The sequence below is a fragment of the Scytonema sp. PCC 10023 genome (assembly GCF_963920835.1).
GTDB lineage: Bacteria > Cyanobacteriota > Cyanobacteriia > Cyanobacteriales > Nostocaceae > Kalymmatonema.
In genome coordinates, this window is record NZ_CAWUDP010000015.1 from 88494 (window position 1) to 104627 (window position 16134).

16 protein-coding genes and 2 pseudogenes are annotated in these 16134 nt (G+C 43.2%); 8 read left to right on the plus strand and 10 right to left on the minus strand.

The annotated features are described in order from the left end of the window. Positions 1-175: 175 nt before the first annotated feature. The 3 genes from ACM0OZ_RS11685 to ACM0OZ_RS11695 all read right to left on the minus strand — a co-directional run bounded on the left by ACM0OZ_RS11685 (position 176) and on the right by ACM0OZ_RS11695 (position 2927). Complete coding sequence (locus ACM0OZ_RS11685) at positions 176-367, minus strand: hypothetical protein (RefSeq protein WP_414583003.1); 192 nt, start codon at positions 365-367, stop codon at positions 176-178. Positions 368-400: 33 nt separating this feature from the next. After that, on the minus strand, positions 401-1492 hold the full coding sequence (locus tag ACM0OZ_RS11690; protein ID WP_414583004.1) for a glycosyltransferase family 4 protein: 1092 nt from the start codon (positions 1490-1492) through the stop codon (positions 401-403). A gap of 397 nt (positions 1493-1889) precedes the next feature. Further along, positions 1890-2927 carry a metal ABC transporter substrate-binding protein gene (locus ACM0OZ_RS11695; protein ID WP_414583005.1) on the minus strand — a complete coding sequence of 346 codons (1038 nt, stop codon included), beginning with the start codon at positions 2925-2927 and terminating at the stop codon, positions 1890-1892. Between the two features lie 147 nt (positions 2928-3074). Here ACM0OZ_RS11695 and ACM0OZ_RS11700 point away from each other — a divergent pair, with 147 nt between their 5' ends. Together ACM0OZ_RS11700 and ACM0OZ_RS11705 are read left to right on the plus strand one after the other, a co-directional pair. After that, positions 3075-3863: a metal ABC transporter ATP-binding protein gene (locus ACM0OZ_RS11700; protein WP_414583044.1), complete on the plus strand. Its 789-nt coding sequence runs from the start codon at positions 3075-3077 to the stop codon at positions 3861-3863. A 63-nt stretch (positions 3864-3926) separates the two neighbouring features. After that, positions 3927-4772 (plus strand): metal ABC transporter permease, encoded by an 846-nt coding sequence (locus ACM0OZ_RS11705; RefSeq protein WP_414583045.1) that lies wholly within the window; start codon positions 3927-3929, stop codon positions 4770-4772. A gap of 179 nt (positions 4773-4951) precedes the next feature. Here the strand turns inward: ACM0OZ_RS11705 and ACM0OZ_RS11710 are convergent, their stop codons facing one another. After that, positions 4952-5683: a choice-of-anchor E domain-containing protein gene (locus ACM0OZ_RS11710; protein ID WP_414583006.1), complete on the minus strand. Its 732-nt coding sequence runs from the start codon at positions 5681-5683 to the stop codon at positions 4952-4954. Between the two features lie 312 nt (positions 5684-5995). Here ACM0OZ_RS11710 and ACM0OZ_RS11715 point away from each other — a divergent pair, with 312 nt between their 5' ends. From ACM0OZ_RS11715 to ACM0OZ_RS11730, 4 genes are all read left to right on the plus strand, one after another. Beyond that, positions 5996-6781 (plus strand): HAD family hydrolase, encoded by a 786-nt coding sequence (locus ACM0OZ_RS11715; protein ID WP_414583008.1) that lies wholly within the window; start codon positions 5996-5998, stop codon positions 6779-6781. A 216-nt stretch (positions 6782-6997) separates the two neighbouring features. Further along, positions 6998-8215, plus strand: coding sequence for a DNA double-strand break repair nuclease NurA (locus ACM0OZ_RS11720; RefSeq protein ID WP_414583009.1), 1218 nt, complete (start codon positions 6998-7000; stop codon positions 8213-8215). A 216-nt stretch (positions 8216-8431) separates the two neighbouring features. Further along, positions 8432-9022: a Uma2 family endonuclease gene (locus tag ACM0OZ_RS11725; RefSeq protein WP_414583010.1), complete on the plus strand. Its 591-nt coding sequence runs from the start codon at positions 8432-8434 to the stop codon at positions 9020-9022. Between the two features lie 118 nt (positions 9023-9140). Continuing rightward, positions 9141-9962 carry an FHA domain-containing protein gene (locus tag ACM0OZ_RS11730; protein ID WP_414583011.1) on the plus strand — a complete coding sequence of 274 codons (822 nt, stop codon included), beginning with the start codon at positions 9141-9143 and terminating at the stop codon, positions 9960-9962. A 306-nt stretch (positions 9963-10268) separates the two neighbouring features. Here the strand turns inward: ACM0OZ_RS11730 and dacB are convergent, their stop codons facing one another. After that, entirely contained in the window at positions 10269-11741 is a 1473-nt protein-coding gene (dacB, locus tag ACM0OZ_RS11735; protein ID WP_414583012.1) for a D-alanyl-D-alanine carboxypeptidase/D-alanyl-D-alanine-endopeptidase, read from the minus strand. A gap of 126 nt (positions 11742-11867) precedes the next feature. On the opposite strand from dacB, the gene ACM0OZ_RS11740 reads away from it, so the two are divergent. Next, positions 11868-12119, plus strand: a complete 252-nt coding sequence (locus tag ACM0OZ_RS11740) for a MetQ/NlpA family ABC transporter substrate-binding protein (RefSeq protein WP_414583013.1) — start codon at positions 11868-11870, stop codon at positions 12117-12119. Here ACM0OZ_RS11740 and ACM0OZ_RS11745 read toward each other — a convergent pair. Further along, positions 12116-12319, minus strand: a complete 204-nt coding sequence (locus tag ACM0OZ_RS11745) for an RpiB/LacA/LacB family sugar-phosphate isomerase (protein WP_414583014.1) — start codon at positions 12317-12319, stop codon at positions 12116-12118. The two genes, ACM0OZ_RS11740 and ACM0OZ_RS11745, sit on opposite strands and share 4 nt — an antisense overlap. Positions 12320-12372: 53 nt before the next feature. Between ACM0OZ_RS11745 and ACM0OZ_RS11750 the strand changes: the two genes are divergently transcribed. After that, on the plus strand, positions 12373-12498 hold the full coding sequence (locus tag ACM0OZ_RS11750; RefSeq protein WP_414583015.1) for a hypothetical protein: 126 nt from the start codon (positions 12373-12375) through the stop codon (positions 12496-12498). Between the two features lie 136 nt (positions 12499-12634). On the opposite strand, the pseudogene ACM0OZ_RS11755 reads toward ACM0OZ_RS11750, so the two are convergent. The 4 genes and pseudogenes from ACM0OZ_RS11755 to ACM0OZ_RS11770 all read right to left on the minus strand — a co-directional run bounded on the left by ACM0OZ_RS11755 (position 12635) and on the right by ACM0OZ_RS11770 (position 16075). Next, a pseudogene (locus ACM0OZ_RS11755) lies at positions 12635-13721 on the minus strand (RNA-guided endonuclease InsQ/TnpB family protein). After that, positions 13721-13963 (minus strand): annotated as a pseudogene (locus ACM0OZ_RS11760) (IS607 family transposase); the annotation flags it as partial. The pseudogenes ACM0OZ_RS11760 and ACM0OZ_RS11755, both read right to left, overlap by 1 nt. Positions 13964-14039: 76 nt before the next feature. Next, on the minus strand, positions 14040-14870 hold the full coding sequence (locus ACM0OZ_RS11765; protein WP_414583046.1) for a dienelactone hydrolase family protein: 831 nt from the start codon (positions 14868-14870) through the stop codon (positions 14040-14042). 134 nt (positions 14871-15004) lie between these two features. Further along, positions 15005-16075 (minus strand): NADH:flavin oxidoreductase/NADH oxidase, encoded by a 1071-nt coding sequence (locus ACM0OZ_RS11770; protein ID WP_414583047.1) that lies wholly within the window; start codon positions 16073-16075, stop codon positions 15005-15007. Between the last annotated feature and the right edge of the window lie 59 nt (positions 16076-16134).

Consider the following 16134-nt stretch of genomic DNA (forward strand, 5'->3'; position numbering starts at 1 on the left):
ACAAAAGATGCAAACAACACTCAAGGACGGGAACCAGCTTGGCTACATTAATCAAAGAAACAGAATGAACGCTGCACTATTTAGTGGATGGTCTTTGACCTATTCGACTTGATTGGAGGTGTTTTGGAGGTAGGAACGTAAATAACAAGCTGTTATTGCTGCACTTTAGCTGTCATTACGTCAGAATGAGTTGGGATGAGATTGGACGTTGTGGAATACGTCTGTGAGTGCAGGAGTCTGGACGACTGATACCTAACAGAGGAACTTCTTGCCTGCAGGATTGACAAAACCAGTAGACACCTCTGTGACGTACATGACGCAGCAAAGAACTACCGCAACAAGGACAACTATTCGTTGTCATCTTCATATTTTTCTCCTTGACGCAGAAAGCTGCTGTTGATTACAGCTTCACAGAAGCTATTGATTCCAATGAGTTTCTCAGGGCATGAATCAGTCCATTCTTCTGAGTGCGGTCTTTGAGGATTTTTTCATAGACAGCTTCATACCCATCCACCATTTGGGTAACCGTAAACCTGTTTTCCACATATTCTCGACAGGTTTGACGATTTAACTCCAAAGCAGCGGGAATCATATCCGCCATCTCTTCATAGGTTTGGCAAACAAAACCTGTTTTACCGTGGGCAATGACTTCTGGTACGGAACCCATATTTATACCAATCACTGGTGTACCAGTTGCCATTGATTCAATCATGACTAAGCCAAAGGGTTCTCGCCAGGTAATAGGGAACAGAGTTATGGATGCGTTAGCCAAAAGTTGAACTTTGGCAGCATGATCTACTTCGCCCAGGTATTCAATTTGCTTACCATCGATAAGCGGGGCAATCTCTTTTTCAAAAAACTCTACGTCTACAACATCAACCTTCCCTGCCATCTTCAAGCGCCAACCCGCTTGTTTTGCTATGGCGATCGCATGTTGCGGTCCTTTTTCTGGCGAGAAGCGCCCTAAAAATGCCAGATAAGGGGGTTCTTTCGGTTCCGCTACAAAAGGGTAATCTTGTATCTTGATGCCATTGTAAACAGTGCTGACGTAATTCAGGTCTGCTTTACGCTGGGCATCACTGATGCTGATGTATGGTTGCGTTCTATGAAGGGTAAATACTTTGCTGCTGTCATTGGTAAATGCGCCATGCAAGGTATGCACTGTGGGTGTTGACACCATATTTGCTAATGCCAATGACCACATCCCCACATGGGAATGAATGATGTCGAATTCCTCCGCTTGTTGGTAAACCTCGCTAGCCTGTAGCATCTCGTACATCATACCCTCTTTAATGTTTGGGTCTAAACGCAATGCACGAGGATGAGTTGCTTGGAGTCTAGCTAATGTTTGCGAATCACCAGAGGCAAACAAAGTGACATCGTGGCCGCGACGCACCAGTTCATCAGTCAGATGACTCACGACGAGTTCTATTCCTCCGTAAGTTGAAGGAGGAACTCGTTCCCACAAGGGGGCAATTTGAGCAATTTTCATAGATTTTCTTGGTTCAGCTGGTTTAAAGTGGTCGTTAAACAAGGGTTGAGATACTTTTGCTCCAGGTATGAATACCTCCTTTTATAAGAAGTTGGAATTAACCAAACTCCCTGCGAACAACGTATTTTTCCGTTCACTTTGCACCCTTTGCGCGCCACCTCCGAATTTCTGCTGACTAGCCATAGTGCAGCTATTCCGTACTCTATTCTGAAATTTCAGAATACCACATCTATCTTGAGAATTATATAAAAATTTCAAATGATAACCATGGAGTCAATTTTTCCGTAGAGGCAAATATTTGCGGCTCAAGATTTATGACTATATAACGAATAATTGGCGTTTTTATCAGAAAAAGCAGAGTTTTATGCCAGCTAAATTTATAATTGCTCTTGAAAGCTTATTGATTCGTTGAACGTTGAAACGGCGTATATGTTCCCCCCAATGCTTCAACAATAGTCCGCGTGTTTGCCTCGATCATTTTGATGTAAGTCTCTCCCTCACTTCCACGCGCGCCAATTGAATCAGAATACAGTTCGCGTGGTGCTAATTTGATTTTTGCTTCTTCGGCTACAGTTTTAATCAAAGCTGGGTTAATTGTTGTTTCAGCAAAGATTGCAGGAACGCCAGTCTTTTTAATTTCTTCTACCAGTTTTTGCACTGTTTGTGCGCTGGGTTGTTCTTCGGTGCTGATACCAATTAAAGTGCCTGCAATAGGTATTTGATAAGCACGTCCATAATATTGAAATGCATCGTGAGTTGTCACGAGTTTGCGCTTATCTGCTGGGATGGTTTGAATTTGCGCGCTTATCCAACTATCTAATTGCTTTAATTCATCAGTCAGTTGCTGTGCCTTTTTCGTAAATTCTTCTTTGTCTTGCGGCGATAGCTGTATTAAAGCATCGCGAATGGCATTTACCATGGCGATCGCATTCTTCACATCACCCCAAACGTGCGGATCTGGAACGACTTCGCCTTTGCCTTTATCTAACTGCAAAGGCTTGACAGCTTCCCCCACCGCTAGCTGACGCGCCTTTCCCCCCGCAGATTTCATTAACTTAATCAGTCCCGGTTCTAGATTGTAGCCGTTATACAATATCAAATTGGCTTCTTCCATAACCTGTGTATCTTTTGGTACTGGTTCGTACACATGAGGGTCAGTACCCGGTTTGAGTATTCCTGAGAGTTGAATTTCATCTCCCCCGACCTCTTGTGTTAAGTCTGCAATGATGGTACTAGTAGCTACCACTTTCGGCTTATCATTGCTGGAGGAAGAAGAGCTAGAGTTTTGTTGAGTACAACTAAGCAAGGCGAAAGACAACAGCATTGCCAGACAAAGCTGAGGAAAGTGGGTAAAAACAAAAAATTTTTTCCTTATGCTTTTGACTTGTGCTTTTTGGGAGAGAATGCTGCCTTCCGTCTGAAGTATTAGTTTCATTTATGTTGGTTATTACTTCCAATTATAGATGTTCTCATATTTCTTTCATTTTTATAGTAAGCTCAAGCAAAGGAGTATTCAAGCAGTGTTATGAAAATCATCTCTTTGCATCCAAAATTATCGTTTTTCAGGAATACACCTGGCGAAATGCCCGTTGTAGAGACCAGAGGCGGCGCGTCTGTACAAAATAGTATTGATACCAATGCTACACAAGCGATTCAAATCGCTCATTTAGGGGTGCATTACCGTGTTCAGGAAGCCTTGAGGGATGTCAATTGCACTGTCAAACCAGGACGACTGACTGGTATTTTTGGTCCCAACGGTGCAGGTAAAAGCACGCTTATTAAGGCAATGTTAGGCTTAGTTCCGAGCAGTGGTATAGTAAACTACCAAGGCAAACCCTTGACGCAGCAACTAGAGAAAATTGCCTATGTTCCACAGCGAAGCCAAATAGACTGGACTTACCCTGCTACCGTCTGGGATGTGGTGATGATGGGAAGGGTAAAGAAAACCGGATGGTTACGTCAGTTTTCAGTGGTGAGTCGCCAAGTCGCAAAAAGTGCAATAGAACGAGTTGGGATGAGTCAATACCAGAACCGTCCTATTGGTGAACTTTCAGGAGGACAGCAGCAACGAGTCTTTTTAGCCCGTGCTTTGGCGCAAGAAGCAGAAATTTTTTGCTTTGACGAACCGTTTGTTGGTATCGACCAAAAAACCCAGGCGGTAATTTTTGAAGTTTTCCATGAACTCACCGCCGCCGGCAAAATTGTCTTAGTCGTCAACCATGACTTAGGGGCATCAATCACCCACTTTGACGACTTGATTTTATTAAATCGAGAGTTAATCGCTACAGGTTCCCGAAAGCAGGTTCTCACTGAAGAAAATCTGTCCCGCGCTTACGGTGGAAAGGTGATGTTTTGGACAGAAGCGGCATGATAAAGTCAAAAGTCAAAAGTTGAAAGTATTTTACTAATGACAAAGGACTAATGACTAATGACTATGTTGCAAGCTTTAATTGAGCCTTTACAATACGGCTTTATGCAGAGGTCGCTTGTCATTGCCATTTTAGTAGGCTTATTATGTGCGGTTGTTGGTAGCTACTTAATGGTGCAGCGGCTTGCTTTGCTGGGTGATGCTATCAGTCACTCGGTTTTACCAGGACTGGCGATCGCTTTTTTGTTGGGAGCGAATATTTATTTTGGGGCATTTATTGCTGGTGTGATCAGTACAATGGCGATCGCCTGGATTAGAACGCGTTCTCCCATTAAAGAAGACGCCGCAATGGGGATAGTGTTTTCGGCATTTTTTGCTCTTGGTGTCACCCTCATTACTGTTATTCAAAAAGACAATAAAATCGACCTCAATCACTTCCTTTTCGGAAATATTCTCGGTGTTACCTTTCAAGAAGTGAGAGATACAGCGATTATTGCAGCGATCGTTTTGTTAACTGTCTTTTTATTATACAAAGAACTGCTATTTTACACTTTTGACCCTTTAGGTGCTAAAGCAGCAGGATTACCAGTCAATCGCCTTAATTTTGGACTCATGCTGCTGATTGCTCTTACTATCGTCGCTAGCATGAAAGCTGTAGGTGTCATTCTGGTATTATCACTTTTGATTACACCAGGAGCAACCGCCTATTTATTAGTGAAACGCCTCCATGAGGTGATGATTTTAGGGGCGTTCATTGGGGTGTTTTCTAGTATTTGTGGGATGTATCTCAGCTATTTTTACAATTTTCCCTCAGGACCAGCGATTGTTTTAGTTGTATCAGGATTATTTTTGTTAGCTATGCTATTTAGTCCTAGACATGGTGTTCTTATACCAAGTCGTAAGCCGACGTAATTATAGCAAATTAATGGATATTTATAACCACAGATGGACACAGATGCACACAGATGAATGATCTGTGGTGTGTCCTAGGCTATTGAGTTCTTCAGATCCCCGACTTCTTTAAGAAGTCGGGGATCTTGTTTTTGTGGTCTCATTTTCTCTTGTTTACGAAGCGAACCGCATGAAACCTGCTAGGCTTTGCTCAAACTTCTGTTTTTCTGTACCAACAGACCAACGCCAGTCATGACACCTATCCCAAGTATGACAGAGGGTTCCGGTACCTTCCTCGGTTGGTAGTCATATGTAACTTCGACATTGCTTTTAGCATATGTTGTCACATAAGATGCGATGTTACCTGATCCAGAAACGGTTGATTTCGCTGTTGCAGAAAACAATAAGTTTAGGTTATCAGAGCCAGTAAAAGACTGCAATAAGGTGTTGTCGGTGTAAGTTTTTGTATCAGACTGACTGGCTGTGAGTCCAACAACGGTTTTACCAGAGGTGCCACCAAAATCAGTAGTGCCGTCATATTTGGCGACATCATAACTGTAATCCTGCTGCGGACTAAACTCGGCAACAGATGTCCCATCAGCCAGTTCCAATTTCAGATCGCCAGAAAGATCCACTGTGACTGTAGATGCTTGTGGGCTTCTGTTTTCAAACCCTGCATCTCCTTTAATATCGCCGATAAAATCTATCGTCACACTATCGAGTGTGCCAAGAGATGAGTCAAACTTTTGGATACTCAGAGGTGCGTTAATGATGTCTGTATAACCAAAACCTGCATAAGGTACTGTTGGGTCTGTAGGCGCGTTGTATGCTGTGGTGTATGTGACTGTAGCCGCATGAGCAGCTTCAGTAATTCCCACAATCCCTGCCAATGCGCTAGCAGCTGTTAAGACGCTTAAAAATCTTCTTCTCATGAGTATGACTTGCTTAAAACTAGATAACTATATTGGTATCTACAATGCCAATTCATTCTTAACCCTACACGTATAGTTAAAGGCTTGATAAATCTACGTAAATTTTTGGTAAACTTTGCTTGAAAAATTGAACTTGGTAGTATATCTGCTTAATAGCCACTATTCTAGCAGTCTCAGTAAACTTTCGTGGGTGATAGGTACAGTAGGTCATCTGGCACATTCGGGAACCGTTGGCATAACTACTGCATAAGTTCGATTTGTCAGGTAAGCTGTCAACAGCAGCTTTATTGAAAGTTGGTTCACCTCCAAACAATGACGGCAATGACTCCCACAATTCTGGCTTTGGACTTTGATGGTGTGATTTGCGACGGATTGATTGAATATTTTGAAGTAGCCTGGCGTACTTATTGTAAAGTTTGGTTGCCACAGCAAGATACACCAGCAAATGATTTAGCCTCTAAGTTCTATCAGCTTAGACCTGTGATTGAAACTGGTTGGGAAATGCCCGTTTTAGTCAAAGCATTGGTAGAAGGAATTCCTGAAGAAAAAATTCTTCAAGAATGGGCAAAAATTGCCCAACAAATTTTGTTAACAGACAATCTCAAAGGGGCAGAAATTGGCAGTAAACTAGACAAGATACGGGATGAATGGATTGCTACAGATCTAAACGGTTGGCTGAGTTTGCATAAGTTTTATGCGGGTGTGGTGGAGAAACTCAAAGCAACCGCTACCAGCACAGTTCATCTATATATCATTACCACAAAAGAAGGGCGTTTCGCACAGCAGCTGTTACAACAAGGAGGGTTAGATATACCACGAGAAGCCATTTTTGGCAAAGAGGTGAAGCGTCCGAAACACGAAATTCTGCGAGAATTAATTCAGGGGACAAATACTTCACCAGACAGTTTATGGTTTGTAGAAGATCGGCTGAAAACATTACAGCTTGTCCAACAGCAACCAGATCTTGAGGGAGTGAAACTTTTCCTTGCAGACTGGGGTTACAATACCCCAACTGACAAAGTGACTGCTCAAAATGACCCACAACTTGAGTTGTTATCACTCACTCAGTTTGCTCAAGATTTCTCTGAGTGGCTTTAAGATAGTTCTGAGTCATGAGTGCTGAGTACCTTTATTTGAACACTCAAGACTCAGGACTCAAAACTCAGCTATATGGCGGTGCGTTAGGCGCTCATGTCATGTTCTTCGTTACAAATCATATCGAGCATGGTGCGCCTAACACACCCTACAATAATTTTATTTTTACTTTATAAATGACTTCTCAAGACTCAGGCTCAAAACTCAGGACTTACGATTATGCTTGACCTTACTAAAATCACCGGACAAATGCAGGGTTTGAGTCAACATCTGACGCAAGAGGCGGTTGCTAGTCGCCAGCGTTTAGAATTGGCTCAAAAACATTTTCAAAACGCTTTAGAGTGTCAGGAAGAGTTAGTACAGCGACAGGAAAAATGGCGCGATCGCATCTTGTTTGCCAATGCAACCCCCATAGAACCACTCAACACCTGCATTGAGATCCCAGTTCCCCCGAAAATTCATACCGTCATTGCTACCGATGGTTCCCAAATATCCCCCAGTCACCATGAAATTGCTTACTGCTATCTTCTCAACATGGGTAGAGTTGTCTTACACTACGGACAAAACCGTTACCCGCTTCTAGATAGTTTGCCAGAGATATTTTATCGCCCAGAAGATTTATATCTTTCTCGTCAGTGGGGTATTCGTACCGAAGAATGGATGAGTTTCCGCCGTACAGTCAGCGAAGCAACTGTGCTAGCAGAATTGGCTTGTGGCGTAAAAGAGGGACAAGAGGGACAAGAAGGACAAGAAGACAAGGAGACAAAAGAAGTTCCTACGCTAGCAATGGTAGATGGTTCTTTAATTTACTGGTTTTTAGAGCAATTACCCTTAGATGCACGCGCTCACATTTTACCGCCTATCCTAGAAGCTTGGCAGAAGTTGCGGGAAGCTCAAATTCCTTTGATGGGCTATGTGAGTGCTTCGCGTAACGTTGAAGGGATGAACTTTTTGCGTCTTTTAGCTTGTCCCCACACAGTACCAGATTGTGCCAGCTTTTGCCCGAATCAACTAGAAAAAGTCCCTTGCAAGGTTTTTGAACCGTTACGAGATACAACTCTTTTGTCCACCCAACTCAAACCAGGACAACGTGGTTGCTTATGGCGTAGTAACGTTCGCATTCTTGAACTGTACGAAGACCAACAAATTTACTTTTGTTACGTGCATGTGGGAACCGAAATCGCCCGGATAGAAGTACCATCATGGGTAGTGGAGAACACAGCTATGTTAGACTCTGCACTGGGACTCATGCTAGGACAAGTGCAGAAAGGATATGGCTATCCAGTGGCGATCGCCGAAGCGCACAATCAAGCGGTTGTACGTGGTGGGGATAAGGCGCGGTTCTTTGCCCTCCTTGAACGACAAATGATTAAAGCTGGCATCAAAAATGTAGGAACTTCTTACAAGGAAGCCAGAAAGCGTGGCAGTATAGCTTAAGTGACCAAGAAAGTACTCCGCAGCTAGGAACTCACGAGTCAGAATATGTCCGGAGGACACGCTACGCGTAAGTCCAAAAGGACAGGCTGCGCCAACACGTAGTGTGCGCTTGCGCTTACAAAATGAACTTTGTACGACTAGCGAATGAGTTTTGGTGGCATACGCCCTCACTGATTGTATTCTAAATTCAGGATCTTTCGCTGAAATCAGGATGAGATGCCATCACACACGGAAAAACGTGACTACAAAAGTGAATATCGCTATGGAGAAATATTGCCAATGAAGGAGAGTACAACTAATCATAATCAAATTGCAGGTAATATTTATGCTTTCTTGAAATTTGCTCTGAGAGGACAGAACTATCGAGTCTTTATCAACGATATACGCTTGTGGATACCGCGATATAAGCTATACACTTATCCAGATGTGATGGTTATTCAGGGAGAACCAATCTATGAGGGAACTGATACTACCACAGTCATGAATCCCTCAGTTATTATTCATGTTTCCTCAAAATTAAATCATAACCATAAAGAAGCAGAGAAATTTCGCTTTTATCGGTCAATTCTAGAATTTAAAGAATATATTGTCATTGATCAGGATACTTATTATATAGAGCAATTTACCAAAAATGTACAAGGAAATTGGACACTAACTGAGTATGAATCTTTTGATGCAGTGTTGCCATTTTCCTCAATAGATTTTCAACTTTCCTTTGTAGATATTTATGAACTTGTTAATATTGAGAGTAATGAGGACAAGAGTACAGAACTATCGAATCTCAAATTCTGTTTGGAACAATTTTAGAAACAATAACTTAAAAGTCAAATTTGAGACAATAAAAAATCGGTTGCTCACTGAAGCATTTTTGCCACAAGACAAGACAATTTAGATAAATTGAAAAATTGCTCCCTAAAAGCAAGCCATGCAAAACCTCAGCACATTACAGACAACAGGGCTAAGTTTAGAGCTTTTTCATGTTCAAACTAACACCTCTTTTGAGTTACCACCGAATCTCGCTGTCATTCGCATCGGTAAGCCAAATGACCAAATCGCCCCGGACATCAATGTTTTAGCTTTGCCAAATGCCGATATTGTTTCTCGGCTGCATGCAGAGATTCAGGTAGAAGAAAGCACGTACTATATTATTGATGTGGAAAGCGCCAACGGAACCTTTCTCAACAATATCAAGCTAGAACCAAAACAGCGCTATCCCCTCAACATAGGAGATAAAATCGACCTAGGTCAGGAAGAAAAGGTAACTTTTATATTTCAACATAAACAAAATTTTGTTTCTACTTCTCATTCCACACCGATTCATCCAGCTACAGTCATTCAGGCTAAAATTATGCAGCCTGAGATTGTCCAGCCTCAGGTTGTTGAGAACAACAAACAACCCCAAGTGGATCGTCCCAGCAAGCTTGTTGGTTTAGTGCTGATGATTGCAGGGATTGTGATAATATCTGCGAATACTCACATTGGTTTGTTTGTACGTATTCCTGGTGTGCTGTTATGTGTTACAGGGGTTATTGTCTTAACCCAACGGCATTTAAACCGTAATATAGGATGGGTTTTGATAGGGCTGGGAATCGCATTCATGCTGTTTACCGGCAATGTCTTCGCGTCAGTTAATCTTTTTGCGATTCTTGTATCTTCTGCTTTATTATTTGCTGGATATCAACTATTTAATACGGGGAAAGTTTTAAATTATAGTTTGCACTCTTTTAAGGAATTATTGAAGAGATAGCATCCACCACATAGTAGGGGCACAGCAGTGCTGTGCCCCTACAAGCGCGGTGTATTGCAATCAATTGAAAACTGCGATAATTATGTCTTCCTAATTAGCAGATTTGGTGCGCTGAACAAGAAAAGCAACGTGCTGAACAAGCACAACAAGAATTAGAAGCAGAACGCCAGCGATTGCGCGGAGCGCACTGCCCTTTGGGCAATCGCAAAATCTAGAAGATATATTACAAAAGTATCGCGTTAGCGAAGCTCCTCGCTTAGCGAGGCTCGCTTTGGCGATTTGCCTTAGTGATTTAACATTAGTGATTTAACAATTTTGCAGTTGAGCTAATAACACCACAATTTCATCCATTCCCTGGCGGACAACCCTTGCAGGCTGTTCGCTTTGATTTACCATAATACTAAAAACGACTGGACCATATCTAGGAGCATTCACATATCCAGCCAAGGAAACAACACCGCTCATGGTGCCTGTTTTTGCTTGTACAATACCTTCGGCAGGTGTGTTTTGAAAGCGATTTTTCAGAGTTCCGCTTCTACCTGCTACAGGTAAAGATGCACGATACACCAACGCTGCTGGTGATTTAGCCATTGCTTGCAAAGTTTGTACCAAAGCTTCTGGACTGATTAAGTTTTTACGAGATAACCCTGAACCATCTACCACAGAGTAACCGACAGGATCGACTCCCATCTGGGTTAACGTCGCCTTCATCACTTCCAAACCTGCATCAGCAGAAGTTTGATTTTCAAGGGGTGGTTTTTTAATAGCTAATGCCCTCAACAATGACTCAGCAAAGAGATTATTACTGTTGATGTTTGTCAGTGCGAGAAGTTCGGATAGTGGCGGAGATTCCACATTAGCTAATTCTTCTTCATTCTTGCCATTAGTAGGTGACACAAACGTCTGTATAACGGGGATTTTTTCTGCTATCAAAGTACTACGAAAACGACGTAAGAAATATTCAGCAGGAGCAAGAACAGGTAAACTGACTAACGCAGGTTCAGAATTGACTGCCAATTGCCCTTGAATTCGTAAAGTTTGTCCTTTCAAATCACGGGTAACATTAGTGAATGTTGGTTGGTTTTCTGCTGTTGTTACTGACTGATTAATAACTTGCCACTGTCTATCCTCAGTGATATCATTCCAGATAACTTTGAGAGGTTGTCCTACAGTTTGCGGTAGAAGTCTTATAGTAGAAACATTTTGATTTAAAATTAGGCTGTTGATAGGTGCGCCATAGTCTGACTGTATATCTTCCCATTGCCAAGAGGGGTGAACAATATCTCCTTTAATATAAGTATCATCAGCAATCAACTGATTTACTCTCTGAATGCCTCTCTGTTTCAACTGCTTTGCCAAAGCAGCCAATTGTGCATCAGTCAAACTCGGATCTCCCCTACCTACAACACGCAAAACACCGTCACCACCACGATACACAGAGGTGCGAATGCGAAAATTTGTACCAAGTTGCTGTAGTGCAGCAGCTGTTGTCAGCAGTTTAGTTGTGGAAGCTGGGGTGAAGTATTTTTGCGCATCCCGACTGTAAAGAATTTGGGTAGAGGACAAAGGTTGTACTAAAATCCCCCAACGCGCCCGAGTGAATAAAGGACGATTGATCACAGCATCTACAGATGTTTCCAGTTGGGCGGGACAAATTGATTTTGTGGTGGTTTCTGTTGGTACAGTTGGTGTTTGTGCTTGGACTGGTTTTAGGGTGGTAATACCTACCTGGGTGCCTAAAAATAGCAGCAGGAACCCAAGAGAAATTTTTTTCGGCATTCTATAAACAGAGGTAATTATGATTAGTTTATGAATGTTTTAGCATCTAGAGGGTTCCAATTAAGAATGTAGGAGCCGACAGCCCTTGGAATTCAAAATTCAAAATTCACGCATTCAATTCAACAATTGCCGCGATCGCTCGATGATGTTGCTCTGGTGGTAATTAACGGTAACTATGTGCAAATTGGTTTAAAGCCGAATAAAAACGCACTGGCGCTGGGATCGGCTCAAGGCAATCCCTATGCTAATGTCTTACCAGTGTTGCGTACACGGGAGAAAGATCCTAGGATTCAAACACTGGCAAAGCTTTTGACTTCCCCACAAGTCAAACAGTTCATTAACGAAAAGTATCAGGGGGCTGTGCTGCCAGCATTTTAGGATATTTTTTGTTCGCTTGTGCTTTTCTCTATTTTCTCTAACTGTCTGATACGCTCGATTTGCTGGAGGTTCCAGTCATCGTTGGAGTAAGGCGTGGCAAACCAGGCATCCAATATCTCTTTGGCGATCGCTTCTGTTGTGGCACGCAGACTGAGTACGAGGACATTCGCATGATTCCAGATGCGTGCCCCTCTCCCCATTTACACACCCTGGAATCACTGCTAATGAAGCCGTCATCATCTTCTTGCCTATCATGATCATCCGCTGGCTTGCTCTCGCCGCTGCGCTGATACTGGTTGTTATCCTTTGGGGGCAACGCCTAAACTTAGCAACGCGCTGGATTGTCGGTCTTGCGATCGCCGTGCTAGCCGTTACATAACACCTACCCAAAGCTACCCATAACTGGACTTTTCGCTTGCTAGATAATTTGTACCAATCAGATTACTTTAGGTTTCGGTTACTTCCTGCTTCATTCTGGTAACGTCGGCGTTAACCAGTCCACAGGCTCACACGATCTAACTGACCGCGTTCTTCAAATTAATTGCTGCGTTCAAGTCGCGGTCAATCGTAAAACGGCAATGCTCACAGATAAACACTCTCTCATCTAGAGAAAGTGTTTCTTTTTTGGTTCCGCAGTTAGAGCAAGTCTTGCTGGATGGGAACCATCGGTCAACTACAACCAGCTTGGAGCCATACAGTTCACACTTGTAGGTTAACTGTCTACGGAACTCGTAAAATCCCATGTCAGCAATAGCTTTAGCCAGTTTATGATTAGCCATCATGCCTGACACATTTAAATTCTCAATCACAATCGTGCCGTGGTTCTTGGCAAGCATTGTGGTTAATTTGTGTAATGTGTCTTTGCGGATATTGGCTATCTTCCTGTGCAGACGAGCTACAGCCATCTGCGCTTTTTTCCAGTTGTTTGAACCAATAATTTTATTGCGGTTCAACCACTGCATTCTGCTTAACTTGGCTTCATATTTTTTGTAGGATTTAGCTCCCGAAATGACTTCACCTGTTGAGAATGTAGCCAGATTTTTGACACCGAGGTCAACGCCTACAACGTCTGTATTGTTTGATTCCTGTTGTTCTACGTCAAATCGGAAGCTAATAAACCACCTATCAGCTTGTCGAGATATTGTGCAAGATTTAGTTAAAACCTCTGGTAGTCGTTCGTAGGTTTTGAGAACACCAATCACGGGTACTTGAATCTTGTTATTACCTAAGATTTTGACAGTGCCTTCTAATGTGAAAGAGTCACGTTTACCTTTTTTCTTGAACTTTGGAACGCCAGCAGTCTTGTTAAAACAGCGCTTCCAAGCTTCGCGCAATGCCATTAAAGCTTGCTGTGGTGTGGATTTAGAGCATTCGTAATACCATTCATTTTCAGATTTCACGCTTTGCTACCAACCATTTGTGGAGATCAATGGCAGTAGGAAATTTGATTTTGTCATTTGGATTCGCTTTGTTATGGTCAAGTATTTGTTTGGTCAAACTAAGTCCCCAATTCCAAGCATGACGAGCTATACCACAATGTTTCATTAATGCTGTACGCTTGTAGCTCTGTAATTTCAACTCTGTCTTGAAACCTAACAGCACTACGACACCTCCTTGACAACCTGAGTCATACCGTCAATTAATTTCTTGTTTTTCTTAGAGCGTGAGCCATAAAGACGCGCTGAAAACACTGTGATGAGTTCAATCATGTCCTGCACCAGTTCTTGCTCAAATGTGACTTCCTCCGATGATTTATTAATAATGACCACTTCTGTTTCAAACTCTTCACACATGGCAAACACCAACTCAGCACCAAACCTGAGCAATCTGTCTTTGTGAGTCAGCTTAGTGCTGCTCGTTTTCTCCGCTGAAGCGCTTTTCCTATAAAGAAAAATCAACTGAAGCAGCCCATCCGCAGACTTAGACGCCATGCCGCTTAAACCACGCCTGGAGTCGTTGCCACCCATCTTTGGCTTCTTTCTCGCGGTAAGAGGGGCGATAATCGGCAAAAAAGGCATGAGGTGCATCGGGGTAGACAATGATTTCGGATTTGCTGCTGCTGGACGCAAGGCGCGATCGCATTTGCTCCACGGTATCCAGGGGAATGCCCGTATCTTTGCCGCCGTAGAGTCCGAGAATGGGGACTTTCAGCGTAGACGCAATATCGACGGGATGCTTGGGCGTTAGTTCGGTAGCATCGCCCACCAGTCGCCCGTACCAGGCTACGCCTGCCTTAACCTTGGGATTGTGTGCGGAGTACAACCACGTAATGCGACCACCCCAGCAAAAGCCCGTAATCCCCAACTTACCGGCATTACCCTGAGCTGACTTCACAGCCCACTCCGTCGTGGCATCAAGATCCGACAACACCTGGGCATCTGGCACTTTAGCGACCACCTGGCGAATTTCGTCTACGCTGCTTAACTTCGAGACATCGCCCTGACGGACGAACAATTCCGGAGCGATCGCCACGTACCCCAACTTAGCAAAACGACGGCAGACATCCTGAATGTGCTCATGTACACCAAAGATTTCCTGAATCACCAGGACTATCGGGAAATTTTTACCAGTAGCAGGCATTGCTCTGTAGGCAGGAATTTCCCCATCTTTGACGGGAATTTTCACCGCACCAGCTACCAACCCCTTGGCATCGGTGGTGATGACTTGGGCATAAATCGGTTGCACTGCGAGGGCAAAACCCGTTGCCAAGGTAGCAGTTGCGATAAATTTGCGGCGCGTTATTTCTGTCATCATCTTTACCTTACAGCCCTTTTCAAATGATTAAACCACAAATAGTAGGTAGGGCTATGCCGCAGAATATCTCAAAGCCTGTCAGATGGTACTCTGGAAAAGTAGAATTTGTTGTTGAAAAGAGTTTTGGAAATTCAAAGCCATGCTCGCTCATACTGAACGGGCGAAACTTGATCTTTTCCTAACGTTTTCGCGGCATATGATGGCCAGTAAGGATTGCGTAGCAATTCTCGCGCAAGTAATACAACATCTGCTTGACCAGTGCGAATAATATGGTCAGCTTGTTCTGGTGATGTAATCAAACCTACAGCCCCAGTCAAAATATTTGCCTCATTACGAATTCTGGAAGCAAACTGAGTCTGATAACCAGGACCATAAGGAATATTAACCTTTGGTAAAGTACCACCACTTGAGGTGTCAATTAAATCGACACCCAGATTTTTGAGTTTATCTGCAAGCGCTATACTTTGCTCTATGTCCCAGCCATTTTCTGCCCAATCTGTTGCTGAAATTCGCACCCATAATGGATAACCTTCGGGCAAAACTTCTCGTACCCCGCTGACAACTTCTCTTAAGAAACGAGTACGATTTTCAAAACTCCCTCCATATTCATCCTCTCGATGATTGCTCAAAGGCGAGAGAAATTGATGCAATAAATAGCCATGAGCCGCGTGAATTTCAATCACTTTAAATCCAGCTTCCACAGAGCGTTTTGCAGCTTGCACAAAAGCATGAATAATTTGTGCAATTCCTTCGCTATTTAATGCTTCTGGAACAGGGTGATTTTCAGTAAAAGCGATCGCACTGCTAGAAACCACAGGACGCCAACCGCCAGCAGATTCATCCACGACTTTTCCGCCTTCCCAAGGTGGTGCTGTACTGGCTTTTCTTCCTGCATGAGCAAGTTGAATCCCTGCAATAGAACCCAAATTGTGAATAAGTTCTACAATTTTTGCAAGTGGCTCAATATGTGCATCTGACCAAATCCCCAAATCTTGAGGACTGATACGTCCTCGCGGTTCCACCGCAGCCGCTTCTGTGATCACTAAACCCGCACCGCCAACCGCACGGCTTGCCAAATGAACTAAATGCCAATCATTGGCATACCCATCAGTACTGGAATATTGACACATTGGTGCAACGGCAATCCGGTTGCGAAAAGTGACTGCGCGAATTGTAAGGGGCTGGTAGCTGAATAAAAATATCTAGGCATATCTTGGCAAGTCTTCCGTAATGCCAATATAATTGAATGTGTTCTAGATCA